This window comes from Silvimonas amylolytica (assembly GCF_014645555.1).
Taxonomy (GTDB): Bacteria; Pseudomonadota; Gammaproteobacteria; order Burkholderiales; family Chitinibacteraceae; genus Silvimonas; species Silvimonas amylolytica.
On the sequence record NZ_BMLY01000001.1, the window covers coordinates 1,347,724 to 1,370,198 of the forward strand.

Consider the following 22,475-nt stretch of genomic DNA (forward strand, 5'->3'; position numbering starts at 1 on the left):
CACGGACACGCGAGAGAGGCGTCAGACCTCCCTCGGGGTACCTCACTTTTCACTCATCAGCGCAATAAAGCGATCAAACAGGTACGCCACATCGTGCGGGCCGGGGCTCGCTTCCGGGTGACCCTGGAAGCTGAATGCCGGGCGATCCGTCAGCGCGATACCTTGCACGGTGCCATCAAACAGCGAGCGATGCGTAATGCGCACGTTACCTGGCAGACTGGTTTCATCCACCTGGAAACCATGGTTCTGGCTGGTGATCATCACGTGACCGGTATCCAGATCCTGTACCGGGTGGTTGGCGCCATGGTGACCAAACTTCATCTTGCTGGTTTTACCACCGGAAGCCAGACCCAACAGTTGGTGACCCAGACAGATACCAAAGGTCGGAATGCGTTTTTCCAGGAAAACCTGAATGGCCTCGATGGCGTAATCACACGGCTCCGGATCACCAGGGCCGTTGGAGAGAAACACGCCATCCGGATTGAGTGCCAGCACATCAGCGGCCGGAGTCTGCGCCGGGACAACCGTCAACTCACAGCCGCGCTCAGCCAGCATGCGCAAGATGTTGTGCTTCACACCGAAATCGTAGGCCACAACCTTGAATTTGGGGTTGGACTGCACGGTGTAACCCACGCCCAGCTTCCACTCGGCGGTGGTCCATTCGTAACGTTCCGTGGCACTGACAACCTTGGCCAGATCCTGACCCGCCATCGAGCCGAAGGACTTGGCCTTCTCGACCGCAGCAGCAGCATCGATGTTGTCGCCCGAGACGATACAGCCAGGCTGAGCACCCTTTTCACGCAGGATACGGGTCAGCTTGCGGGTATCGATGTCGGCAATAGCCACGACTTTGTGCTTGACGAGATACTCGCCCAGGCTCATCGATGCGCGGAAATTGGAATGCAGGAGTGGCAGATCGCGGATGATCAGGCCAGCGGCGAAGACACCACGGCTTTCAGCATCTTCCGGGTTCACACCGTAGTTGCCGATGTGCGGATAAGTCAGGGTAACGATCTGGCGGCAGTAAGACGGATCGGTCAGGATTTCCTGATAACCGGTGATCGCGGTATTGAATACCACCTCGCCAATGGTTTCACCATCAGCGCCGATGGAAGTACCGTGAAACAGGGTGCCGTCGGCAAGCGCAAGTAAAGCTGGTTTGGACACTGGCGGCTCCTGGGCGTTGCGCCCGCAATTGAGGGGAATCGGTGCGGGGTTGAAAAAAGCCGCCGCACCCGGCCAGTCAGGGGCGGGGTTCACGGGCTCTTTTCAGGCTCCCCGGACGTAGAAAAACGGGACAGGTTGCCCTGGCCCGTTTTCTGTACAAAATTTGACGGATTCTACCCTGGTTTGCTTTTTGCTTCAACAGATCAATGCGTTAGGCCTGTTAACTCACCCCACCACCCGGGGCACCGGCGAGGGCGCTAAAACCTTTCCGATCAAAGACATCCGCCATAAACCGGTTGTGTTACAACAGTTTTTCAATATCGCGCGTCAAGGCTTCAGGTGTCGTCGTTGGCGCATAGCGGCCCACCACATTGCCGTCGCGGTCGATGAGAAACTTGGTGAAGTTCCACTTGATGGCCTCAATCCCGAGGAGCCCGGATTGTTCGGACTTGAGGAACTGATACAGCGGATGCGCGGCAGAACCATTGACGTCGATCTTCGCAAATAGCGGGAACTGCACCCCGAAACTGGTACTGCAAAAGCTCTGGATTTCCGCCTCCGAGCCCGGTTCTTGTGCACCAAACTGGTTGCACGGAAAGCCCAGAACTTCCAGTCCGCGTGCAGCGTAGCGCTGGTAAAGCGCCTGCAAGCCCTCATATTGGGGAGTAAACCCGCAACGGCTGGCCACGTTGACAACCAGCAACACCTTGCCGCGGTAACGCTCCATGGCGATATCGTTGCCCAGTATGTCGGTGACGTGAATTTCATAAAGATTGCGGGTCATGCTGGTTACTCCGTACTGTTTGCCGGAATTTGCTTTGCGCCTGCGCCCTGCCAGGCGACAATCCGGTCTGTCGCGACTGAAAAAACATTGCAGTGATTGCTGCAACTGTTTGGTCAGTCACTTGTTGTTGAAAACCTGAAACTGCAAAAGCCTGAATCCTGATGCTGTTTAATCCCTCACGCGATGAAGCGCGCCACTTCCTGATCGAGTCCTGGCGCAAACATGGCAGCCACGGCAAAGAGCCCATGACCGATCTGGAGAAGATGACGGCTGCGGTGCTCATGCGCCACCCGGAATACCACCAGTTTCTCACTCCGGATTATCTGGACCGTGACTGGCCAGTGGAATACGGCGAAACCAATCCGTTCTTGCATGTGAGCATGCACCTGGCCATCGAAGAGCAGATCTCCATCGACCAGCCTTTTGGCATTCGGGCGTTGTTTGGCGAATTGTGCAAGGTGGCAGGCAATGAGCACGATGCCCAGCATCTGATGATGGAGGGTCTGGGAGAAATGCTGTGGCAGGCACAACGCTACGGCCTGCCGCCTGATCCTGCCATCTACCTGGATATATTGCGCAATAAGCTGCCGAAACAAGGCGGTTGATCACGCTCACTGCGTTTTGGCGTCTTTCTGATCGCTCATCAGCCGCTGAAGTTCCTTCAGCCGTGCATCAATGCCGGAAAGTTGATAGAAATCATCCCCCGGTTGTCGCTGGGCAATTTCCAGTTGCTGAATGGCCGCAGTGTACTCGTGCAGCCGCGCGTAGTACTCACCTTGCGCCACATGCTGCAATTGTAACTTGCCCAGTGCGGCATAGACTTGCGACTGGCGCTGGTAGAACGTCGCATCAGACGGATAGGTTGCCGCTGATTGCTGCGCCACTTTCAGCGCCTCGTCATCGCGTCTTGCTGCAATCAATGTGTCGATTTCTCCGTAGACCAGCGCCCGACTGGACGGAAAACGAGCCTCGCCATCACGAAACAGCTTGAGTGCGTCGTCAAAACGCCCTTCTGCCAATCTGATCGAACCCGCTAGATACTCTAGCGAAGGATGAGAGTCGTCATCCCCGAATGCTTGTTTCGCTTTCTGTAAACTCTGCCATGCGCCAGTCAGATCCCGTGCACTGTATTGCGCCAGCGCCAGGCCATAAAGTTGCGCCGTCAGATTGCCATAACGTTTATCCGCCAGGGTCGAGCGGTAACGCTGCACCAGTGTTTTGACATCCGTTGACTGCAGCACAATGGCGCGCTCGCGCATAAACAGGTAGTCCGCCGAATCCGGAATCTGCTTGAATTGCACATTGTTCAAACGCTCTTGGGCATCCGCAATTCGTTTGTACGTCACCGGGTGCGTACGCAGGAATTCCGGGGCGTTGCCTTCCATTAAACGGTTGGCTTTTTGCAACCGCCCAAAGAAGATGGGCATGGCATACGGGTCGAAACCCGATGCAATCAAAGTCTGCATGCCAACGCGATCAGCCTCTTGCTCGTAGGCGTAGGTGAAATCCAGTTGTCGCTGGATCACGTAACCTGATGTGGCCGCTGCCGCCGCCATGCCGATATCCCCGTTTCCGCCATGTGCAGCCAGAATCGCCAGCCCCATGGCGGCCAGCGTCAGCCATGGGGCCATGCGCTGGGCATCAATCATCCGTGCCAGATGATGCTGGGTAACGTGAGAGATTTCATGCGCCATCACCGCCGCTAGTTCTGACTCGTGCTGGGTAGTGGCAATCAGTCCGCTGTATACACCGACAAACCCGCCAGGCAACGCAAATGCATTGACTTCGCCATCACGGATCACAAAAAAGGTAAACGGAATGGCCGTGCCATTGGCCTGCACCAAACGCCCACCAAGTTGGTTGATATACGCGACCAGCTCCGGGTCAAGCAGCATATCGCCACTGCGACGGATTTCCAGCATGGCCGATTCGCCCACCTGGTGCTCCTGCGTCGGCGTCATGCCTTGACGGGAGTCCTCCCCCAGATTGGGCAAATCAGTGTTATCTGCATGAGCCGGCAACGCCAGCGCGACACCCAGACATAGCGCCAGCATGTGCTTGCGAAGTGACGGACACAGGGTGGGCTTTATGGTCATGCAGACAAGGCTAGCAGGGCATGCGATCAGGAAAAAGCCGCTTTTTACGGTTTATTCGTCAAAGGAGAATGGCTCGCCGCCGTGTAGCGTAATAGCGTGGGCCAGATCGGCAAAAAACTCGCCCTCCTCACGCGTACTGCGCCATTGCCCTTCTTGCAGACGGTAATGAAACCCGCCGTGTTTTGCAGCAATCCAGAGCTCCTGATTGGCCGCATGCCGGTTCACGATAATCTTGCTGCCGTCTTCAAACTCCAGCTCCAGCACGTTACCCTGGCGGTGCGGATCAATATCGGCAGCAGCATCGTCACATGCGGCTTCAATGCGCTCCAGGATCGCATCAGACACATTCAGGAATTCGGTTTCAGTCATGGCATTCTTCGCGCGTGGTAATATCGCGATTTTGCCACCAAAGCTCCCTCTCATGCGCGCACTGTTAGCATGTCTTGCGCTGGTTTCCCTGGCCGCCTGCGGCTTCAAGGGTCCGCTCTACCTGCCCCCGGCCAAAAAGCCACAAAGCACGCCACGCCCGGCCACCGCCAGCAAACCTGCCAATGCCAGTGCAACCGCCAGCGCGCCACGCGCGGACGATGCCAGCGACCCCGTCACGCTCGACAATCTGATCGACGAATAAGCAGCCTATTTCTTGCGCAATGCGCGCCACATCAGGCGCGGCCAATCAGCCGCCCCCAGTGTCGGGCGATGCGCAAACATGTCGTAACGGACTTGTTTGAGCTTTTCCAGGATGGCATCGCCACCCAGCACCGTCAGGCGCAACTCCAGCCCGACACGCCCTGGCAGGGTCACCGCAAGCGGCGCACCGCCCTTGAGCATGCGTTGCGTGCGGTCCACCTGGAACGCCAACAACTGCTGCCAGTTGGCATTGGCGTTGCCAGCGGCGATCTGTGACTCTGCAACACCAAAGCGCACCAGATCAGCCTGCGGGATGTAAACCCGGTCTTTCTGCCAGTCCACCGCGACGTCTTGCCAGAAATTGATCAGTTGCAATGCCGTGCAAATTCCGTCTGACTGCGCCAGATTGGTCGGCGTGGCCGCGCCAAAGATGTACAGCAAAATTCGCCCCACCGGGTTGGCCGAATGACGGCAGTACTGTACGACCTCACCAAAGTCGGCGTAGCGCGTCTTGACCACATCCTGTTCAAACGCGGTCAGCAAATCCCCACACAGCGATAGTGGAACGCCATATTCACGCACTGTCACTGCCAGGGCCTGATAACGCGCGGTCAGTGGCGTCTGGCCTTGCTCGATACGCGCCAATTCTTCACGGCACGCAGCAAGGCCGGCGAGGCGCTCGGCTGGCGTAGCATCGCCTTCATCCGCTAGATCATCGGCGTGTCGCGCAAAGTGATAAATGCTGGCTACCGGTTTGCGGTAGCGCTTGGGCAGCAAGATCGAGCCGACCGGAAAATTTTCGTAGTGCTCGACCGATTGGTTTGGAGTTAAATCAAACATAAACCTGCTTCAGACTGACAAGTGACTAACAGTTCATGCAGCATATGCCCGGCATCCAATGCCGCCATGTGCTAATACTTGGACGGTAACCTGATTCTTTTCTCCTACCCATACCGCAAGGAGTATTTCAATGAAAAAGTGGTTTGTCGCGCTGATTGGCTTGTTTCTGATCATGGGCTCTGCCCTGGCGGCCGTGAACATCAACACGGCTACCCTCGAGCAACTCGAGACCATCAAGGGCATTGGCCCATCCAAAGCTCAAGCCATCATTGATTACCGCACCAAGAACGGCCCTTACAAGACTCCGGAAGATATCATGAAAGTCTCCGGGATCAAGGAAGGCACCTACAACAAGATCAAGGGTGATATCTCGGTGAGCGGTGCCACCACGGTTCCGGCTACAACCCCGGTCGCAGCCCAGGCGCCTGCTGGTGCCAAGGCTCCGCCGACACCGGCACCGAAGCCAACCAAACCGCCCAAGCCGGCCAAGACCAAGGCCTCGTCCTGATCCTGACTACGCTTCCGGCTTACAAAAAAGACCTGCATTGCAGGTCTTTTTTTTGGCGTCGCAAAGAGCGCAACGCTTGATCAGTGCGCGGAAGGCTCTTTGCCGCTGATTGCGGTCAGCGGCACATCTTTGAGCAAAGCGGCCAGTTCGACAGCGGAGCGCACGTGCAACTTGGTGTAAATGCGGGCGCGATGGACTTCCACCGTTTTGATACTGATGGCCAGTGCATCCGCAATTTGCTTGTTCAACTTGCCCGCCAACAGCTCACGAAGCACTTCACGTTCACGCGGCGTCAATGCATCAAGCTGATCAGACAAAGACTGACGCGCTTCCCATTCACCGCGCAACGCTTCGTCCTGTTCCAGATAAGTCTGGATTTTCCCGACCAGCACCCGGTTGTCGCAGGGTTTTTCCAGGAAGTCCGTTGCACCTTCCTTGACCGCGGCGACGGCCATCGCCACATCGCCATGACCGGTCAGAAAGATCACCGGAGGCAAGTATTCGGCGGTTTTGATCTTGTTAAAGAGTTCCAGACCACTCATGCCGGTCATGCGCACATCCAGCACCATACAGCTGAAATCGGCAGGACCGGCTTCAGCCAGAAAGCTTTCTGCGGAATCAAATGCAATAGCAGGCCAGCTGCGGGTTTCAAACAGCAGGGTCAACGCATCTCTTACGGCGATATCGTCGTCGATGATGGCAATCGGTCGCATTATTCGGTTTCCTCGGTCACTGCGGTACTGATGGTGAGCGGCAGCCGGCAGATAAAGCGGGTGCCACCGCCCGGGTTGGCTTCGGCCAGCAACTGGCCGCGATGTTGTTCGATCACGGAACGGCAGATATTCAAACCAATACCCATACCGTCCGGTTTTGTGCTGTAAAACGGCTGGAACAGCGATTCTGGCGCGGCAAGACCCGGCCCACGATCAGCGACGACAATCTCCAGTTCGCGATCGGTGGCACTGGCCGAAACCGTAATCTCATGGGGCGCATCCAGCTCTGCGGCGGCCATTGCCTCAATGCCGTTCTTCAACAGGTTGAACAATACCTGCTCCAGCATCACGCTGTCGCCTTGAAAGATGGGCAGGTTGTCCGGCAGCTCTACAATCACCCTGGATTGCGTCTTGCGCACCACAGGTTCCAGCAGCTGGATCGGCACGGACAACAACTCAGCCAGATCGCAATTTTCCCGGCGCGGCGCCCGTTTGGCAGCAAAGTCGCGGATACCCCGGATAATCTGCCCGGCGCGGCGCGCCTGTCCACCAATGCGGGCCAGCACATCCCCCGCTTTTTCGACCATGGGGACGGGCGCATTCAGCATGTCTTCGGCGGCTGCCGAGTAGCTGCTGATCGCTGCCAGCGGCTGATTGAGTTCGTGCGCCAGGCTGGAAGCCAGCTCGCCCATACTGATCAGACGCGCCGTGTGCTGGAGTTTTTCGCTTTGCAGTCGCATGTCTTCAGCGTACTGCCGCACTTCGGTGACGTCCGCCACGATATCGAGCCAGACCAGGCGCCGATCCACCCATTCAATACGACGGCGCTGCACATGAAACCAGCGCCCGGACACCGGATCACGCGTTTCCACTGCCAACGTGTGATCTTCGATCAACGGCACAAGGCAACACGGCGCTTCATCGCGCAACGGGAAGAGATCATCGTGGTGACGGTTGCGATACAACAACTGACCACTTTGCTCGTCAGTGACCGACACAGCGGCCTCCAACCCCTCCAGCACGGTCAGCAGTTGCTTGCGGGACGCGGCCAGCGCTTCGCGTTCTTTGCGGATCTCTGTCACGTCGTACAGTGAGGCCATCCAGCCGCGATATTCGCCGCGACCATCTACCAGCCGTGATGAGTACAAACGCACATCAAAGCGCTCACCATTGCGGCGCATAAAGCGCAACTGATAGCCATTCTGCGGCGTTTGCCCTTCCAGAATGGCGCGGTAAGCCGCAGCGCAGTTTTCCAGTTCTTCTGGCGGCCAGTAGGGCATGGGCGGGATATGCCCAAGCAGCTCGGAAGCACTCCAGCCCACCATCTGACAGAACGCCGGGTTAACGTAAATAATGCGTCCGTCGCGATCCATAGCCCGCAAACCGGTGGTCAATGAGTCTTCCATCGCGGACCGGAAACCCATTTCGTCACGCAGCGCGACTTCCGCGGCCTGCCGTTCCAGCATGCGCCGACGCAGCATGGCCAGCATCCACCACAACAAGGTCAATAGCAGGAACACGGCGCCCAACAGCCACGTCTGGCTACTCGCCTTGGGATTATCACGCACGCTGGCGCGCAGCTTGAGTTCATGCCCCAGCGGGTCAACGCCGACGGTCCGCGTCAGTTGCGAACCAGGCATGACCGTCGCATCAAGCGGTGCCACCACATGGCCTTGATCATCCAGCAATGCCAGGTCGTAGCGCTGGATCATCCACCAGGGAATACGCAAACGCAGCAGTTCGGGCAAGGAATACGCAGCCAGCACAATCCCGCCATACACTGAGGCATGGTAGTACGGGACAGCGAGCACAATCACTGGCGCATCGCGGATGATCACATTGCTGTAAACGGCATAGCCGAGCGTAGCGGCACCATCAATGGCTTCTTCGACTTGCGGGTCATCCAGCGGCACCAGACTGCTGGGGCGCGAGCTGTATACCGGCAAGCCGCCCATACGGTGCCCGGTCGCGTCCAGAAATTCCAGCGACTGCATTTCCGGGTTGTCTTTCATCAACGCGTCGGCACGCGCGTTAAAGTCGGTATCGTCGATGGCGTTGGCGGCCAGGCTATAAGCCAGGTTTTCCATCACATTCTGGTTGGTTTGCAAATGCAGCCGCAAACCCTGCTCTTGCCAGAGCAAATCCTGCGCCATGGTCATGTCGCGGGCGGCTTCAGTCTGGCGTTGATCCAGCCAGGTATAACCTGCCAGTGCGACGAGAACGAGGCCAATGGCAACGTGGGCCACCAGCCACGGCAGCATGGCATGCCAGGGAAGGAGAAATCGGGGTAAACGCATGGGTGAAGGATACCCGGTATTCTCAGCTTTGCCTTATACAGTCTTCCCCTTTGCGACGCGGACAAAACAAAACGCCACCTTGCGGTGGCGTTTTGTTTCAGGCTGGACCGCGTTAGTTGCGGTTGTTGCCAGAGAGCGCCATGAGGATGTTCAGCAGGCTGATGAAGATGTTGTACACGTTCAGGTACAACTGCAGCGTTGCCGTCACGTAGTTGGTTTCACCGCCGTTCACGATCCGGCTGACATCCATCAGGATATAAGCCGAGAAAATCATGATGGCAATGGCAGACACTGCCAGCGAAATAGCCGGAATCTGGAAGAACAGATTAGCCAGCGACGCCAGAATCAAGACGACCAGACCCACAAACAGGAACTTGCCCATAAACGAAAAATCTTTTTTCGTTACGGTTGCAATACCCGCCAGGGTAAAGAAGATCGCGGCTGTACCAATGGCTGCCGTACCGATCATGGCCGGGCCGTTGGCAAAACGCAGGGCAATTTGCAGGATCTGCGACAGCCACAGGCCCATGAAGCCGGTATAGGCCAGCAGCAGCACAACACCCATGGCACTGTTCTTGGTTTTTTCAATGGCGAAGAACATACCGAAGCTCACGCCAAGGAAAACAACCGCGCCAAACAGCGGGCTCATGGCGAAATGCATGGAAATACCCAGCAACGCACCGGCGGCGGTGGGCAGCATGCTCAGGGCCAGCAGGAAATAGGTGTTACGCAATACCCGGTTGCGTTCGACGGCGAGAGCCGCGCCGCCGTATTGGGCGGTGGTGTAATCCATAGTTTTCTTCTCCATGTTCTATTCAATACGAGCGGTTGACTCGCAGTGATTAAGATGACGGGATACGGCAAAAGTTTCAAGTCGCCGTGTGACTTTTTGCATCAGGCAACTATATCAGGCTTGCGTCGGTTATTTGTCAGATATCCCTGACAACATTCATACCGCATCAAACCAGCGTGTCACGCCCCGTGCCAACGCGGCTTCCACCGTAGTATCTTCCCAACCCGGTTGATTGTCGCGATCAATCAACCGGGCTCGTACGCCTTCACGGAAATCACCATGTCGCACGCTATGGCGAGCCGCCAGCGTTTCCATGGCCACCACTGCATCGTAATCCATGCCTTGGGCCCGCTGTGCCAACGTCCAGCTGAGTACGATCGAATTGGGCGACCCGGTCGCCATCTGTCGTTGCGCCTGCTGAATCCAGGTATTGTCGGTCTGGCAGGCGGCAATACGGCGTGTGATCTGCAGTAGATCATCACCCGCGACCAGTTCTGCGACCCAATCCTGTACCGGCTCCCACTGTGCTGCAGGCAACGGGCACGATAATGCACTGGAAAGCGCCTCAAGCAGTTGCGAGAGCATGGCCGCATCAGCTTGGCCCTGACCGGTCCAGGGGAGTTCATCCAGCCCCTGCAGCAGTACTTCGAACCCTGCGGCCGGCAAAGCCCAGTCTGCAGCGCCAGCAGCAAGGGCATCGGCGGCGTTCAAGCGTGAAGCCGTCAAAAACAAAAATCGCCCCACGTTCTGATTGAGCCGGCCCAGCCAGTCGCTGGCCCCCACATCCGGGAACAAGCCAATACCGATTTCGGGCATGGCCAGCATGCTGGATTCCGTCACTACCCGGTGACTGGCGCCCGCCAGTAAACCCCAACCACCGCCCATGACCACGCCATTACCCCAGGCCAGCACCGGTTTGGGGTAACGATGCAGTTCGCGGCACAAGGCATATTCCTCAGCAAAGAAGTCGTCCGCCTCGGTGATCCGGCCAGGTTCGGTCATAGCGTAATACAACGCCTTGATGTCGCCACCAGCGCAAAAGGCTTTCTCCCCTACTCCGCGCATCAGTACGGCCACGACCCCTGGATCATCACGCCAGAGATCCAGTTGCGTATGGATCTCTCGCACCATCGAGAGATTCTGGGCATTCAGTGTCCCTGGCGTATCAAGCAGAATTTCGGCGATACGTGCGCCGTGACGGGTGGGCAGATACTGGAAACGAACCATGCGGATTCTCAAACACCAAGCCGTGATCGGAAGCCTTGAGCTTACCGTTTTCGAGGGCGTGAACGCATCCGGGTTGTCACTCAGCGTCGCGTTTCATTAACGGGCGAAAACAACAAAAAACGGCGCTCAAAGCGCCGTTTTTCTGGGTTTCACCGTTAGAAACACGGTCTATTGATCGCGATCCGGGAATTTCATCTCGGCATAGGAAACAAATTTCGATTTACGTGTGAAGCGATAACCCAACCAGATCACCAGGAACACAGGCAGACCGATATAGGTCGCCGCCACACCAATCCAGTCAATCTGATCTTTGAGGAAAGCCTGGTAATTCTGACCGAGCGTGATGATCAGACATAGCACAAAAGCGAAGATCGGCCCCCAGGGGAAAAAGCCCGAGCGATACGGCAATACGTTCAGATCCCGACCTTGTGCCTGGTAACCCTTGCGGAAGCGGTAGTGGCTGATGGCGATACCCAGCCAGGCGATGAAACCCGTCATCCCGGACGTATTAAGCAGCCACAGATAGACCTCTTGCTTGCCGAACATGGAGGTCAGGAAACACAGTGCACCGACAATGGTCGTGGCATACAGCGCGTTGCGCGGCACACCGTTGGCAGAAAGTTTGGCGAATACCTTCGGGGCCTTGCCCTCCGAAGCCAGCGTGAACAGCATGCGCGTCGAGGCATACATGCCCGAGTTACCGGCCGAAAGCACAGCGGTCAGAATCACCGCATTCATGGCGGCGGCGGCAAATGCGAGGCCAGCGTGCTGGAATACCAGGGTAAACGGGCTGACCGCGATATCGCCCACGTCGTTCTTCAACAAGCGCGGATCAGTATATGGAATAAGCAAACTGATCACGAAGATGGCAAAAATGTAGAACAACAGAATCCGCCAGAACACCTGACGGACCGCGCGTGGAATGTTCCTGGCCGGGTCTTGCGACTCACCCGCCGCCACCCCGATCAGTTCAGTTCCCTGGAACGAGAACCCCACGACCATCGCCACGCCAATCAACGCAGAGAAGCCACCCGCAAACGGTCCATCACCAATGGTGAAATTATGGAAACCGGCGGTTTCGCCCCCCTTCATGATGCCGAAGATCATCGCCAGACCCAGCGCGATGAAGATGACAATCGTGACAACCTTGATCAACGAAAACCAGTATTCGGCCTCGCCAAAACCTTTGACGGAGATGTAATTGAGCAAGAACATGATGCCAAGGAACAGCGCGCTCCAGATCCAGCCAGGCGTCCCGGGAAACCAGTACGCCATCACCAGCTGGGACGCCACAAGGTCTACTGCAATGGTTACCGCCCAGTTGTACCAGTAGTTCCAGCCCAGCGCGAAGCCGAAGCCTTCTTCCACATAATTGGCGCCGTAGGTGGCGAACGAACCGGATACCGGCATGTACGCGGCCAGCTCGCCCAGGCTGGTCATCAGGAAGTAAACCATGAGACCAATCAAGGCATAGGCGAGCAAAGCACCGCCAGGACCCGCCTGAGAAATGGTGGCGCCCGAGGCGACAAAGAGCCCCGTGCCGATCGAGCCACCGATCGCGATCATGGTCAGATGGCGAGCTTTGAGCTTGCGCGCCAGTACTGGAGTTTGAGTCGGCGCTGCGGCCGGGGTGTCTACCCTGTTATTCATGCCAGAAATGATTACATATGAAAAAACGAAGGGCCGGATTCTAACAAAATCCAGCCCTTCGTGCCGTGTAAATACCTGTTAATACAATGGATTCACGTCATAATTCACTGACCGCCGGTCAGCTCCCGGGCCGTTAGCCACCAGTTCCACCCACCGTGAGGCCACCGTCGATGCGCATGGTCGGCTGGCCGACACCCACCGGCACGCTCTGACCTTCCTTGCCGCAGGTGCCCACGCCTGGGTCCAGCGACATGTCGTTGCCAATCATCGATACCCGTGTCAGGACATCCGGACCGTTACCAATCAGCGTGGCACCCTTGACCGGGTATTGCAGCTTGCCATCTTCCACCCACCACGCTTCAGAAGCCGAAAACACGAACTTGCCGCTGGTGATGTCGACCTGACCACCGCCGAAGTTCACGGCATACAGACCCCGCTTGACCGATGCGAGGATTTCTTGCGGATCTTTATCACCGCCCAGCATCAGCGTGTTGGTCATGCGCGGCATCGGCAAGTGGGCATAGGATTCGCGGCGACCATTACCGGTCAGCGGCATGTTCATCAGGCGTGCATTCAGGCTGTCCTGGATATAACCCTTGAGGATGCCGTCCTCAATCAATACGGTGCGACTGGTCGGGTTGCCTTCATCATCGACATTGAGCGAGCCGCGACGATCGGCAATGGTGCCATCGTCAATCACCGTCACCCCCGGTGCCGCAACGCGTTCACCCAGACGACCAGAAAACGCCGAGCTTCCCTTGCGGTTGAAGTCACCTTCCAGACCATGGCCAATGGCTTCGTGCAGCAAAATGCCAGGCCAGCCATTACCCAACACCACCGTCATCTCACCAGCGGGTGCCGGGCGGGCCGAGAGATTAAGCACCGCCTGCGCAACTGCAATCTGCGCATATTGTTCGACGACCGAGTCGGTGAAATAACTGTAATCGAAACGACCACCGCCACCCGCGCTACCTTGTTCGCGACGGCCGTTTTCCTCGACGATCACATTGAGCGACAAACGCACCAGGGGGCGCACGTCCGCAGCACGGTGGCCATCATGCCGGGCGATGTAGATCACATCATATTCAGACGCCAGGCTTGCCATGACCTGTACAACGCGCTTGTCGACGGCACGGGCGGCGCGCTCCAGTTTTTCCAGCAATGCCACTTTTGCGCCTTCATCCAGGCTGGCCAACGGATCAACCGGCCGGTACAACGCATGTCCGGCACCGTTCTTGACGAGCGCCGCCGTACCAGTGCCGCCCTGGCGGCCAATAGCCCGCGTGGCGCGCGCAGCCTCTATCAGCGGCGCAAAACCAATTTCATCTGAATACGCAAAGGCGGTTTTCTCGCCCGAGACCACGCGCACGCCCACACCCTGGTCGATCGAAAAACTCCCCGACTTGACGATGCCCTCGTCCAGACTCCAGCCCTCGGAGCGAGTGCTCTGGAAATACAGATCAGCGTAATCAAGGTCGTGCTGCATCAGCTCAGAGAACACGCGATCAAGCTGTTGTTCATCAAGACTGTACGGTGCAAGCAGGGTGGACTGTGCGGTTTGCAGAAGGCTCATGCCGGTATCGCTCGGGAAAATGGCGGGGAATGGATGGAACATGCCATCGGGGATGGGGTTTGACAAGCCCCGGCGACATCGGGGAACCGCTATAGCACCCGATGCTTCAGTGCCGGCAGAATCTTGCGCACACGTTCTTGCTGGCTGGCTTTGAGCTCGGCGATCACAACGCCATTGCCGTTCTCACGCTGAGCCAGAATCTGGCCCCATGGATCAACGATCATGCTGTGACCGTGGGTTTCGCGGCCGGTCGGGTGCATACCGCCCTGACCTGGTGCGATGAAATAACACTGGTTTTCAATGGCGCGGGCACGGATCAGTGGCTCCCAGTGCGCCTTGCCCGTCGTCGCGGTGAACGCCGAAGGCAGGAACCAGAAATCGACCTCGCCTGGCGCCCGGAAGAGTTCCGGGAAGCGCAGGTCATAGCAAATCGACAACCCAACCCGGCCAAATGGCGTGACAAAGGTCGTGACCTTGTCGCCCGGCTCAATGGTTTCGGCCTCGGCAAAGTGCTCGTCGCCATTGATAAAACCAAAGAGGTGGATTTTGTCGTAACGGGCGGCCAGCTTGCCATTGGGGTCATAGACCAGGGTGCTGTTACGCACCTTGTCGGGCACAGACGCCACCAATGGCGCGGTGCCGCCAATCAGCCAGACACCATGCTTTGCTGCTGTGGCGGCCAGAAAATCCTGAATCGGGCCGTTGCCAGGTTGCTCGCGCACTGCAATCTTGTCACGCGGGTCATGGCCCATGATGGCGAAGTACTCGGGCACAGCCACCAGTTGCGCGCCCTCGTCTGCCGCCTGCGCAATCAACTTGCCTGCAAGCACCAGATTTTCACTGACGTCTGGCGTGGAGATCATCTGGACGGCGGCGGCGACAACGGTTTGCATGCGAAGGTCCTGTTAACTCAAGGTGATTGCGTGGGGATACCACGGTGCAGCACATTCTTTTCCAGTAACGCCGCCTCTTGCACCCGGCGGATTTTCGGGTCACTCATACTGCCGGTAATATCGTATTCATAGGCGATCAGCTGTCCCAGCGGGTCTTTCAGCGCCCGTTGCAGCAGAAAAGCGGCGACACCTGCAATCGGGTTGACGATGGTGGTGGCCACCGCAACGGAGTCACCAATCACCGGCACGATACGTACACGCAAGTCCTGCGTACCCGCTTCAAAATTGGCCGCACCGCGGAACAACACCTGGGCAGAAGAACCCGTGATAACAAGGTTATCTGTGCGGGCAACCCCTTTTTCAATGATCGAGTCACCATGAATGGCGTCAAACTCGAAGCCTTGTGAGAACACATCGCGAAAATCCAGCTGCACGCGCCGCGTGAGCGACTGCAAACTCAGGATGGATAACAACCGCCCGGCCCCCGGATCAATGCGGGCGAACTGGCCGGCTTTGACATCGACATTGATATTGCCCTGCATGGACTGGAAATCCGGAGGGAAAGGCTCGCCATCCCACTCGACCTTGCCACTCACTTTGCCAGGTGCACGACGCAAGGTATCCGGATAACCCAATCGGGCCAACAACTTGCCAAAGTCATCACTGGCCAGGCCAAACTGGCCCGAAACATGAGATTTGCCATTGGTTTGGCGCCACAGGCCACTCATATCGAAATGGCCATCCGGGTTATCCAGCGTCACCTTGTTGAGCGACCAGGCGTCCCCCTGCTGCACACCCTGCATTTCCAGCTTGCCCAGTTGCAGGCTCTTGTACCGGAAGTCATCCACCGTCATGTCCATCGCCGGCAAACTGCGTAGCGGCGAGGACTCCGCTGGCTCGCCACCGCTGGAGGTCAGCGGCAGATAAACCTTGGCCAGATGTGCAACAACCTTGCCCTTACCCTGGCCGTTCCAGCCAAAACGACCTGTCATCTCACGGCTAGCGACTTCACCTTGCCAGTTTTGTACGGCGGTTTGGCTCGCCTTGAGCTTGACGTCATTAAGCACACGTCCCCAGCCACTCAAGCGGTCAAAGGCCAGATCAACCGAGGCGATCGCGGGCAAACCAGCACTGGCGGCGTTATCCGGTGCACGCCACTCTTGATCAACAAAGTGATACCAGTCCTCAACATCCACCTCTGGCCAGCCGCCGCTGACCACCAGGCCGCTCTTGCTGATGACCGCCGGTCCGGTACCGAGCACAAGATTGCCCGATGGCGCACCGCTAACCGGCTGATGCACCGTTGCCTGCACAGTGCGTTCCCACGCCAGATCAAGGTCATAACCCGTTTTGTCGCCACTGACGTGCAAACGAAGTGGCCTTGGTGTCGTGGCAGCTTTACCGACCGGGGCGGGTAAATCCACCGCTGCGCCGACCATGGAAGAATTGAGTAAAAGGTCAAGTTTCTCATGGCCCGCCAACAACTGGCCTTGCCAGGCAATCTGGCCGCGCAAGCGACTTGCCAGCGGTGCATCGAAACGGCTGATGGCATCGCTCAACTGGCCCTTGCCCGACAGTTGCAGACGCAAGGCACCATCTTTATCGGTGTTGCCACTGATCTGCACCGGGCCACCCAGCGCCTGGCCGGAAACCTCCTTGAATGACATCCCGGTCTCGGTAAAGCCAATCTGGCCTGAAGCCGCGGTCAGAGCGGGTGCACCATGGTCAAAGTCGAGTTTATTGCCGCTAAAACGGTAAGTACCCGCAACCTTGGTGTCATCTGGCTTGTCGATGGGAATGTCCAGTTTGAGCGTCAGATCTCCATTCCCTTCAGCCTTGAGCGGGTCAATGTAACTGGCCAGCATGCCATGCAATGGCGTCGCCTTGAGGTACTCCATAAAACCGTTGGTACTGTCTTGCGCCTTGCCGCTGACCAGCACGCGGGCATGATCCAGATCGGGTATAGACGCCTCAACATTGCTGAGCTGGGCATTGCGGGTCTGCGCATGCTGGGCATGGATCAACATGCTGCTGCCGTGAAAATCCAGCGTGCCATTAATGCCGGAGATCTCTGGCCAGTCGTTGGCAAAACGCAGCGAGACATCCTGTGCAGTGGCAGTAATACGGAACAGGCCGGTTTTGTCGCCCGTAAAAGGGAAATCCTGCAAGTTACCGTGCACCTGGATTTTGCCGTCATAGGCACGCCCACGCGGCAGCGAATCTTTTAGCCAGGCCAGTGTATCGTCACCCACCGCACGCGGCAGATAAGCATAGGCGCGTGATGCCTCCAGCCCCTTGATCACGCCATCCAGATCCAGTTTGCCTATGCCAGACCCCGGCCAGTTGTACTGCCCGGCCACGCTGACATTCATGTCTTTGTTGGTCAGCCGCGCGACATCCAGATTCACATGCCAACCTGGCGCTTTGCGTTGCCATGAAGCGATAACAGCCAGTTGATCCAACTTGATGGGCTCGACAAAGTGGTCGGGGTAATCGAGCACAAATTTGTTTGAATCAACATGCAGTGAGCCACCTGTGTCTGAGAAATCCGCCTGGATATTGGCCGGCCCCCATTGCGGCAAGGTACCCGGCCATTTCACCGCGAATCCATCTATGCCGGCTTTGCCACTGAAATGCGCCGGTTTATCCCAGTCACCCTGCCAGTTGTACTGGACGGCATGAACCAGACCGGCCAACTGGCCATCTGGAATCTGCTGCAACAGAGAGGTCGGCAGCGCTTCACGCAATCCGGCCAGATGGTCGAGCTGCCAATTGGAAAGCGACAGCGCCTGCTTGCCGGATTTATCACGCGTCCAGCCAAGGCGGCAATCATTACAGACCACGCCGTCGCGGGTTGCGATCTGCTGGCCCTCAAAATTGAACGACTGCCCTGCCCCCGGACCGTTCCAGCGCACATGACCCGTAAACCGGGGAAGTTCAAGCGTCCGGGTCCCATAGGTGGCCAGCAAGGAACGTGCGTCGATATCCACATCAGCCTGGGTAACCACACCATGGCCGATGCTGAAATCGACCTTGCCACCCGCGGTGCCTGAGGACACCGCAACCGGCAATACATTCGGTGGAATACGTTGCCACAACGCATCCAGCGAGACTTGCGGGGCGACGATACGCCCATGCCCTGTCCAGTTGCGCCAATTGCCGACATCGCTGCCATACCAGACACCACCCACCGTAAATGGCTGGGCGATCTCTTGCGGCGGCGTGGCAGCAAATTCAAAACTGTGTCGACTAAACAGGCGACGCACATGCAGCAGCATATTGCGCGCTTCAACCGGGGCAGTCTGCGTCAAGGCATCCGCGTAACGCAGGGTGCCGCCGCGGACATCCAGTTCATCCTGATTCAGAAACCAGTTCACGAGCTGGTTGTCACCCTTTTCAGGGCCGGTACCCAACGCAAAACCTGCGACGTGCCAGATACCGCCGGCATCGCGCATGACCTCAACATTCGGAGCGGACACCGTCAGGTGCCGAAACCTGATTTGCCCTGCCGCGAGCGACCACCATGCCACTTCGGCATCCAGCGTATCCAGGTGCAGCGCTGGCGAACCATCATGATTCAGGATGGTCAGCCCTTCGATCCGGAAACCCGGACGGAATGCACGCCAGCCGCCCTCGATCCGGCCAAGCCGGATCTGGCTACCCGTGGCCTGGGCAAAACGATCTTGCAACCATGGGCGGAACTCGTCCAGGCGGGGAAGCAGATAGAACTGCCAGACCAGCGCGATGCCGACAAACACCAGTGCACAGGCCAGCAAGAGGCGCAGCAACAAGCGGTAGTGCCAGTGAAGAAATCCCTTGAGGCGCGACCAGAGCAGACCCGGCAAGGTTTTAAAAGAGGAAGAGCGCAATAAGGTCATGCACAGCCCGGTGACCCGGTTCGTCAAAAAGCACGATCAGACATTGATCAAAAACAGGCGCAACGCGCCTTTTACCAGGTCGCAACGGCGACACGTCATCCGCAAACCGCCCAGGAACCAGGCTGGAATATGCTACGGTAGCCGCTCCGGGCATTCTAACCGATCAAGCCAGGCCTCAAGAGATTGAACATGTACGCTGTGACACATACCACGCTGGGCCCCGCCATTGAACATAGCCGTTTCTTGCAACGCCTGTTCACCCGCTATAGCGGGCTGGAGGCTGAAACGGCTGCCGCGCTGCAACAACCCTTCAGTCGTCTGCAGATGCAATCCTTTGTAGCCGACTGCGTGAATCAGGATGAAGAGACCGCCAAACGCACACTCCGACTGTTGCGTACACACGTCATGGCCCGCTTGATCGGGCGTGAACTGGCCGGTTTGTCTGATCTGGATGAAGCCGTCACTGTGGTCAGTGACCTGGCCGAAGTCGCCATCGAAACCGTACTGGCCGCTGCCAGCAAGCCATTGCATGCGCGTTACGGAGACCCGATTGGCGAAGACACTGGTCAGGTTCAACAACTGATCGTGGTTGGCATGGGCAAGCTGGGTGGGCGTGAACTCAATGTTTCCAGCGATATCGACCTGATCTTCGTCTACCCGGAAGACGGCGAAACCAATGGCGCTCGCAAAATCAGCAATCACGAGTACTTTGCCATGTTGGGCAAAGCGTTCATCCAGTGGATCGGCCAGCAGACAGATGAAGGCTTCGTATTCAGGGTAGATATGCGGCTGCGCCCGTTCGGGGATGCGGGCCCGTTGGCATCCAGCTTTGCGGCGCTCGAAAACTATCTGTTAACGCAGGGCCGCGAGTGGGAGCGTTATGCCTGGATCAAGGGCCGCCCGTTGTCTGGCGACGGTGACGCGCTGATGCAACTGGTGCGCCCGTTTGTCTATCGCAAATATCTGGATTTCGGCGCGTATCGCTCCATGCGTGAACTTCATAGCCAGATTCGCCATGAAGTCACGCGCAAGGACCGGCTGGACAATATCAAACTGGGGCCAGGCGGTATTCGTGAGATCGAGTTCATCGGCCAGGTTTTCCAGCTGATTCGTGGCGGGCGCGACCGGTTTTTGCAAGAGCGCCCTACCCGGACCATTCTGGCGCAATTGGCCCGTGAAGGTTTGCTTCCGCAAGAGGCGGTCGAAGAACTCACGACCGCGTATGAGTTCTTGCGGAATCTTGAACACCGCATCATGTATATCGATGATGCGCAAACCCAGATGCTCCCGACCAATGATCAAGATCGTGCCCGCATTGCCACCAGCATGGGTTATCCAGACTGGTCCGCTTTCGGTGCACGGTTAGGGCAAATCCGCAACGCAGTGACGCGGCATTTCGAACAAGTCTTTGTCTCACCGCAGGCGGAGGACGAGAGCCATCCGCAATCTGAACTATGGCAAAGCGTGCAAGACGATGGCGAAGGGGTCGATGAAGGCCTGGCCAACCTGGGCTATCAGAATGCAGCGGAGATCCATCGCCGCCTTGCCGGCATGCAAGCCAGCAGCCGCTATCAGCAGTTATCTGAACGCAGTCGCCAGCGCATGGATGCCATTTTGCCTGCACTGCTGGAGGTCGCTGCCGGATACCCTAATCCGGACACAACTTTCTTGCGGATTCTGGACCTGCTGGAAAGCATTGGCCGGCGTGAATCTTATCTGGCCTTGCTGGCAGAACACCCACAAACGCTGAACCGGTTGGCCAGCTTGTATAGTGCCAGCCCGTGGGTCGCTGAATACCTGACCCGCCATCCCATCTTGCTGGATGAACTGCTGGATGTACGGTTGCTCTATCAGTCACCAGACTGGGTGGAAGCCGGCAAGCAATTGCGTACGCAGATGAAAGACCATCTGGACGATACGGAAGCGCGTATGGACGTGTTGCGACACTTCCAGCACACCCAGGTATTCCGCCTGGTTGCACAGGACATTGCCGGTAATCTGCCGCTGGAAAGCCTGTCTGATCATCTTTCAGACCTGGCGGACCTGTGTCTGTCCGTCACACTGGAAGAAGCATGGCGCGACATGACCACGCGCCATATCGAGACGCCAGTTTTCACCATCATTGGTTATGGCAAACTCGGTGGCAAAGAACTGGGTTACGGGTCTGATCTGGATCTTGTGTTCCTGTATGACGACCCACACCCGGATGCGGCAGACATCTACGCCCGCTACGCCAAGCGCATCGTGAGCTGGCTCAGTGCCCTGACCTCCGCCGGCCAGTTGTATGAGGTCGACCTGCGACTCCGTCCCAATGGCTCATCCGGCTTTCTGGTCTCCAGTATTGAGGCGTTCTTGCAGTACCAGAACGAATCAGCATGGATGTGGGAGCACCAGGCGCTCACCAGGGCGCGTTACGCTGCCGGCAATGTTGCACTGGGTCAGCGATTTGAAGACATCCGGATTGAAATTCTGCGCCGCCAGCGGGATATCGCAAGCCTGGCGGGTGAAGTGGTCACCATGCGTGAACGCATGCTGGAAACGCACCCCGCCCGGGCCGAAGACGTCAAACACTGTCGTGGCGGCATTGTCGATATCGAGTTCATCGTGCAATTCCTGGTGCTGGGGTTTGCATCGCAATACGCTGACCTGACGGCCAACCGCGGCAATATTGCGCTACTGGCTACGGCAGCCAGCCACGGATTGATCGACGCCGAAGATGCGCAGGCCGCACGTTACTGCTACCGCGAATTGCGCAGGCTGCAACACAAGAGCCGGCTGAATGGCCACAAACCCACGGAGGAAGAATTCATGGGTCTGGCCGCGCCGCTGGCGGCTGTACACAAGATCTGGCGGATTTTGCTCAAGCAGGAAATCTGATACGCAAGCCATCGAGACTGACAGTTTGCGCAAATGCCCTGATCAGGAATCTCAGAGCGGGAACGTACAGTACTCGATGGCTTCTGCCCCAAGTGGCAGATAAGGCTCCAGCCAGGTCATTTCCAGCTTCACACGATCAATGATTTCGACAACCTGCCGCGGATCAGCGTCATTGGCAAAGCACATTTCCTTGCTCCAGAAGCGGTCGTCATTCAGCAGACCACGCACGCCCGGAGACATTTCATCCAGCGTCTTGCGATTGCTGCGGTAGCCCGTGCTGGCGAGCAGTTCGCCCAACTCGTCCGAGGCATCCGCCACCTCAATCACAAAAGCAAGTCCACCAGAAGCCTGTTGTCTCAGGTTGACGAATACACGGGTATCGAGCATTGAGCGGCGCGCCAGTTCGGCAAGGCAATGTGGACAAGAAAAAGCCGCGCGAATAAAGCGCGCTTCGTGACGATCGAAAGCAGACGGCCCTGGCAGCTGTCTGTGCCCGCAACGGTGAATCATGTTGAAAAGCAGTCGATCCATTCAGTGGTCTGACAACAA

The 22,475-nt window shown here is 57.5% G+C and carries 18 protein-coding genes; 4 read left to right on the top strand and 14 right to left on the bottom strand.

Going from position 1 to position 22,475, the window contains the following annotated elements; all coding sequences use genetic code 11:
- Positions 1-42: 42 nt before the first annotated feature.
- Both carA and IEX44_RS05920 read right to left on the bottom strand, forming a co-directional pair.
- Positions 43-1,167: a glutamine-hydrolyzing carbamoyl-phosphate synthase small subunit gene (gene carA, locus IEX44_RS05915; protein ID WP_188690164.1), complete on the bottom strand. Its 1,125-nt coding sequence runs from the start codon at positions 1,165-1,167 to the stop codon at positions 43-45.
- Between the two features lie 301 nt (positions 1,168-1,468).
- Entirely contained in the window at positions 1,469-1,951 is a 483-nt protein-coding gene (locus tag IEX44_RS05920; protein WP_188690167.1) for a glutathione peroxidase, read from the bottom strand.
- A gap of 161 nt (positions 1,952-2,112) precedes the next feature.
- Here IEX44_RS05920 and IEX44_RS05925 point away from each other — a divergent pair, with 161 nt between their 5' ends.
- Positions 2,113-2,556 carry a DUF1841 family protein gene (locus tag IEX44_RS05925; RefSeq protein WP_229678772.1) on the top strand — a complete coding sequence of 148 codons (444 nt, stop codon included), beginning with the start codon at positions 2,113-2,115 and terminating at the stop codon, positions 2,554-2,556.
- Between the two features lie 6 nt (positions 2,557-2,562).
- Here the strand turns inward: IEX44_RS05925 and IEX44_RS05930 are convergent, their stop codons facing one another.
- A complete protein-coding gene (locus IEX44_RS05930; protein ID WP_188690169.1) occupies positions 2,563-4,047 on the bottom strand; it encodes a M48 family metalloprotease in 1,485 nt (494 codons plus the stop codon).
- Positions 4,048-4,098: 51 nt separating this feature from the next.
- Positions 4,099-4,416 carry an iron donor protein CyaY gene (gene cyaY, locus IEX44_RS05935; RefSeq protein ID WP_188690171.1) on the bottom strand — a complete coding sequence of 106 codons (318 nt, stop codon included), beginning with the start codon at positions 4,414-4,416 and terminating at the stop codon, positions 4,099-4,101.
- A 52-nt stretch (positions 4,417-4,468) separates the two neighbouring features.
- On the opposite strand from cyaY, the gene lptM reads away from it, so the two are divergent.
- Positions 4,469-4,678, top strand: a complete 210-nt coding sequence (gene lptM / locus IEX44_RS05940; protein WP_188690175.1) for an LPS translocon maturation chaperone LptM — start codon at positions 4,469-4,471, stop codon at positions 4,676-4,678.
- A gap of 5 nt (positions 4,679-4,683) precedes the next feature.
- Here lptM and hpnC read toward each other — a convergent pair whose 3' ends face one another.
- Positions 4,684-5,517 carry a squalene synthase HpnC gene (hpnC, locus tag IEX44_RS05945; protein WP_188690177.1) on the bottom strand — a complete coding sequence of 278 codons (834 nt, stop codon included), beginning with the start codon at positions 5,515-5,517 and terminating at the stop codon, positions 4,684-4,686.
- A 130-nt stretch (positions 5,518-5,647) separates the two neighbouring features.
- Here hpnC and IEX44_RS21235 point away from each other — a divergent pair, with 130 nt between their 5' ends.
- A complete protein-coding gene (locus tag IEX44_RS21235) occupies positions 5,648-6,025 on the top strand; it encodes a ComEA family DNA-binding protein (protein ID WP_188690179.1) in 378 nt (125 codons plus the stop codon).
- A gap of 80 nt (positions 6,026-6,105) precedes the next feature.
- Here IEX44_RS21235 and IEX44_RS05955 read toward each other — a convergent pair whose 3' ends face one another.
- The 8 genes from IEX44_RS05955 to IEX44_RS05990 all read right to left on the bottom strand — a co-directional run bounded on the left by IEX44_RS05955 (position 6,106) and on the right by IEX44_RS05990 (position 19,049).
- Positions 6,106-6,738, bottom strand: coding sequence for a response regulator transcription factor (locus IEX44_RS05955; protein ID WP_188690182.1), 633 nt, complete (start codon positions 6,736-6,738; stop codon positions 6,106-6,108).
- The gene (locus IEX44_RS05960) at positions 6,738-9,035 is read right to left on the bottom strand and encodes a PAS domain-containing sensor histidine kinase (RefSeq protein ID WP_188690185.1); all 2,298 of its coding nucleotides are present in this window, start codon (positions 9,033-9,035) and stop codon (positions 6,738-6,740) included. Before IEX44_RS05960 ends, IEX44_RS05955 begins: the two co-directional genes overlap by 1 nt.
- Before the next feature lie 112 nt (positions 9,036-9,147).
- Positions 9,148-9,843, bottom strand: coding sequence for a Bax inhibitor-1/YccA family protein (locus IEX44_RS05965; RefSeq protein ID WP_229678773.1), 696 nt, complete (start codon positions 9,841-9,843; stop codon positions 9,148-9,150).
- A 141-nt stretch (positions 9,844-9,984) separates the two neighbouring features.
- Positions 9,985-11,055 carry an enoyl-CoA hydratase/isomerase family protein gene (locus IEX44_RS05970; RefSeq protein ID WP_188690188.1) on the bottom strand — a complete coding sequence of 357 codons (1,071 nt, stop codon included), beginning with the start codon at positions 11,053-11,055 and terminating at the stop codon, positions 9,985-9,987.
- Positions 11,056-11,223: 168 nt separating this feature from the next.
- Positions 11,224-12,705: an amino acid permease gene (locus tag IEX44_RS05975; protein ID WP_188690190.1), complete on the bottom strand. Its 1,482-nt coding sequence runs from the start codon at positions 12,703-12,705 to the stop codon at positions 11,224-11,226.
- 133 nt (positions 12,706-12,838) lie between these two features.
- The gene (gene tldD / locus IEX44_RS05980) at positions 12,839-14,320 is read right to left on the bottom strand and encodes a metalloprotease TldD (protein WP_373287764.1); all 1,482 of its coding nucleotides are present in this window, start codon (positions 14,318-14,320) and stop codon (positions 12,839-12,841) included.
- 47 nt (positions 14,321-14,367) lie between these two features.
- Positions 14,368-15,171, bottom strand: coding sequence for a carbon-nitrogen hydrolase family protein (locus tag IEX44_RS05985; protein WP_188690194.1), 804 nt, complete (start codon positions 15,169-15,171; stop codon positions 14,368-14,370).
- Between the two features lie 17 nt (positions 15,172-15,188).
- Complete coding sequence (locus tag IEX44_RS05990) at positions 15,189-19,049, bottom strand: YhdP family protein (RefSeq protein ID WP_188690197.1); 3,861 nt, start codon at positions 19,047-19,049, stop codon at positions 15,189-15,191.
- Positions 19,050-19,238: 189 nt separating this feature from the next.
- Between IEX44_RS05990 and glnE the strand changes: the two genes are divergently transcribed.
- On the top strand, positions 19,239-21,926 hold the full coding sequence (gene glnE / locus IEX44_RS05995) for a bifunctional [glutamate--ammonia ligase]-adenylyl-L-tyrosine phosphorylase/[glutamate--ammonia-ligase] adenylyltransferase (RefSeq protein ID WP_188690200.1): 2,688 nt from the start codon (positions 19,239-19,241) through the stop codon (positions 21,924-21,926).
- Positions 21,927-21,977: 51 nt separating this feature from the next.
- Here glnE and IEX44_RS06000 read toward each other — a convergent pair whose 3' ends face one another.
- Entirely contained in the window at positions 21,978-22,457 is a 480-nt protein-coding gene (locus tag IEX44_RS06000) for a hypothetical protein (protein ID WP_229678774.1), read from the bottom strand.
- Between the last annotated feature and the right edge of the window lie 18 nt (positions 22,458-22,475).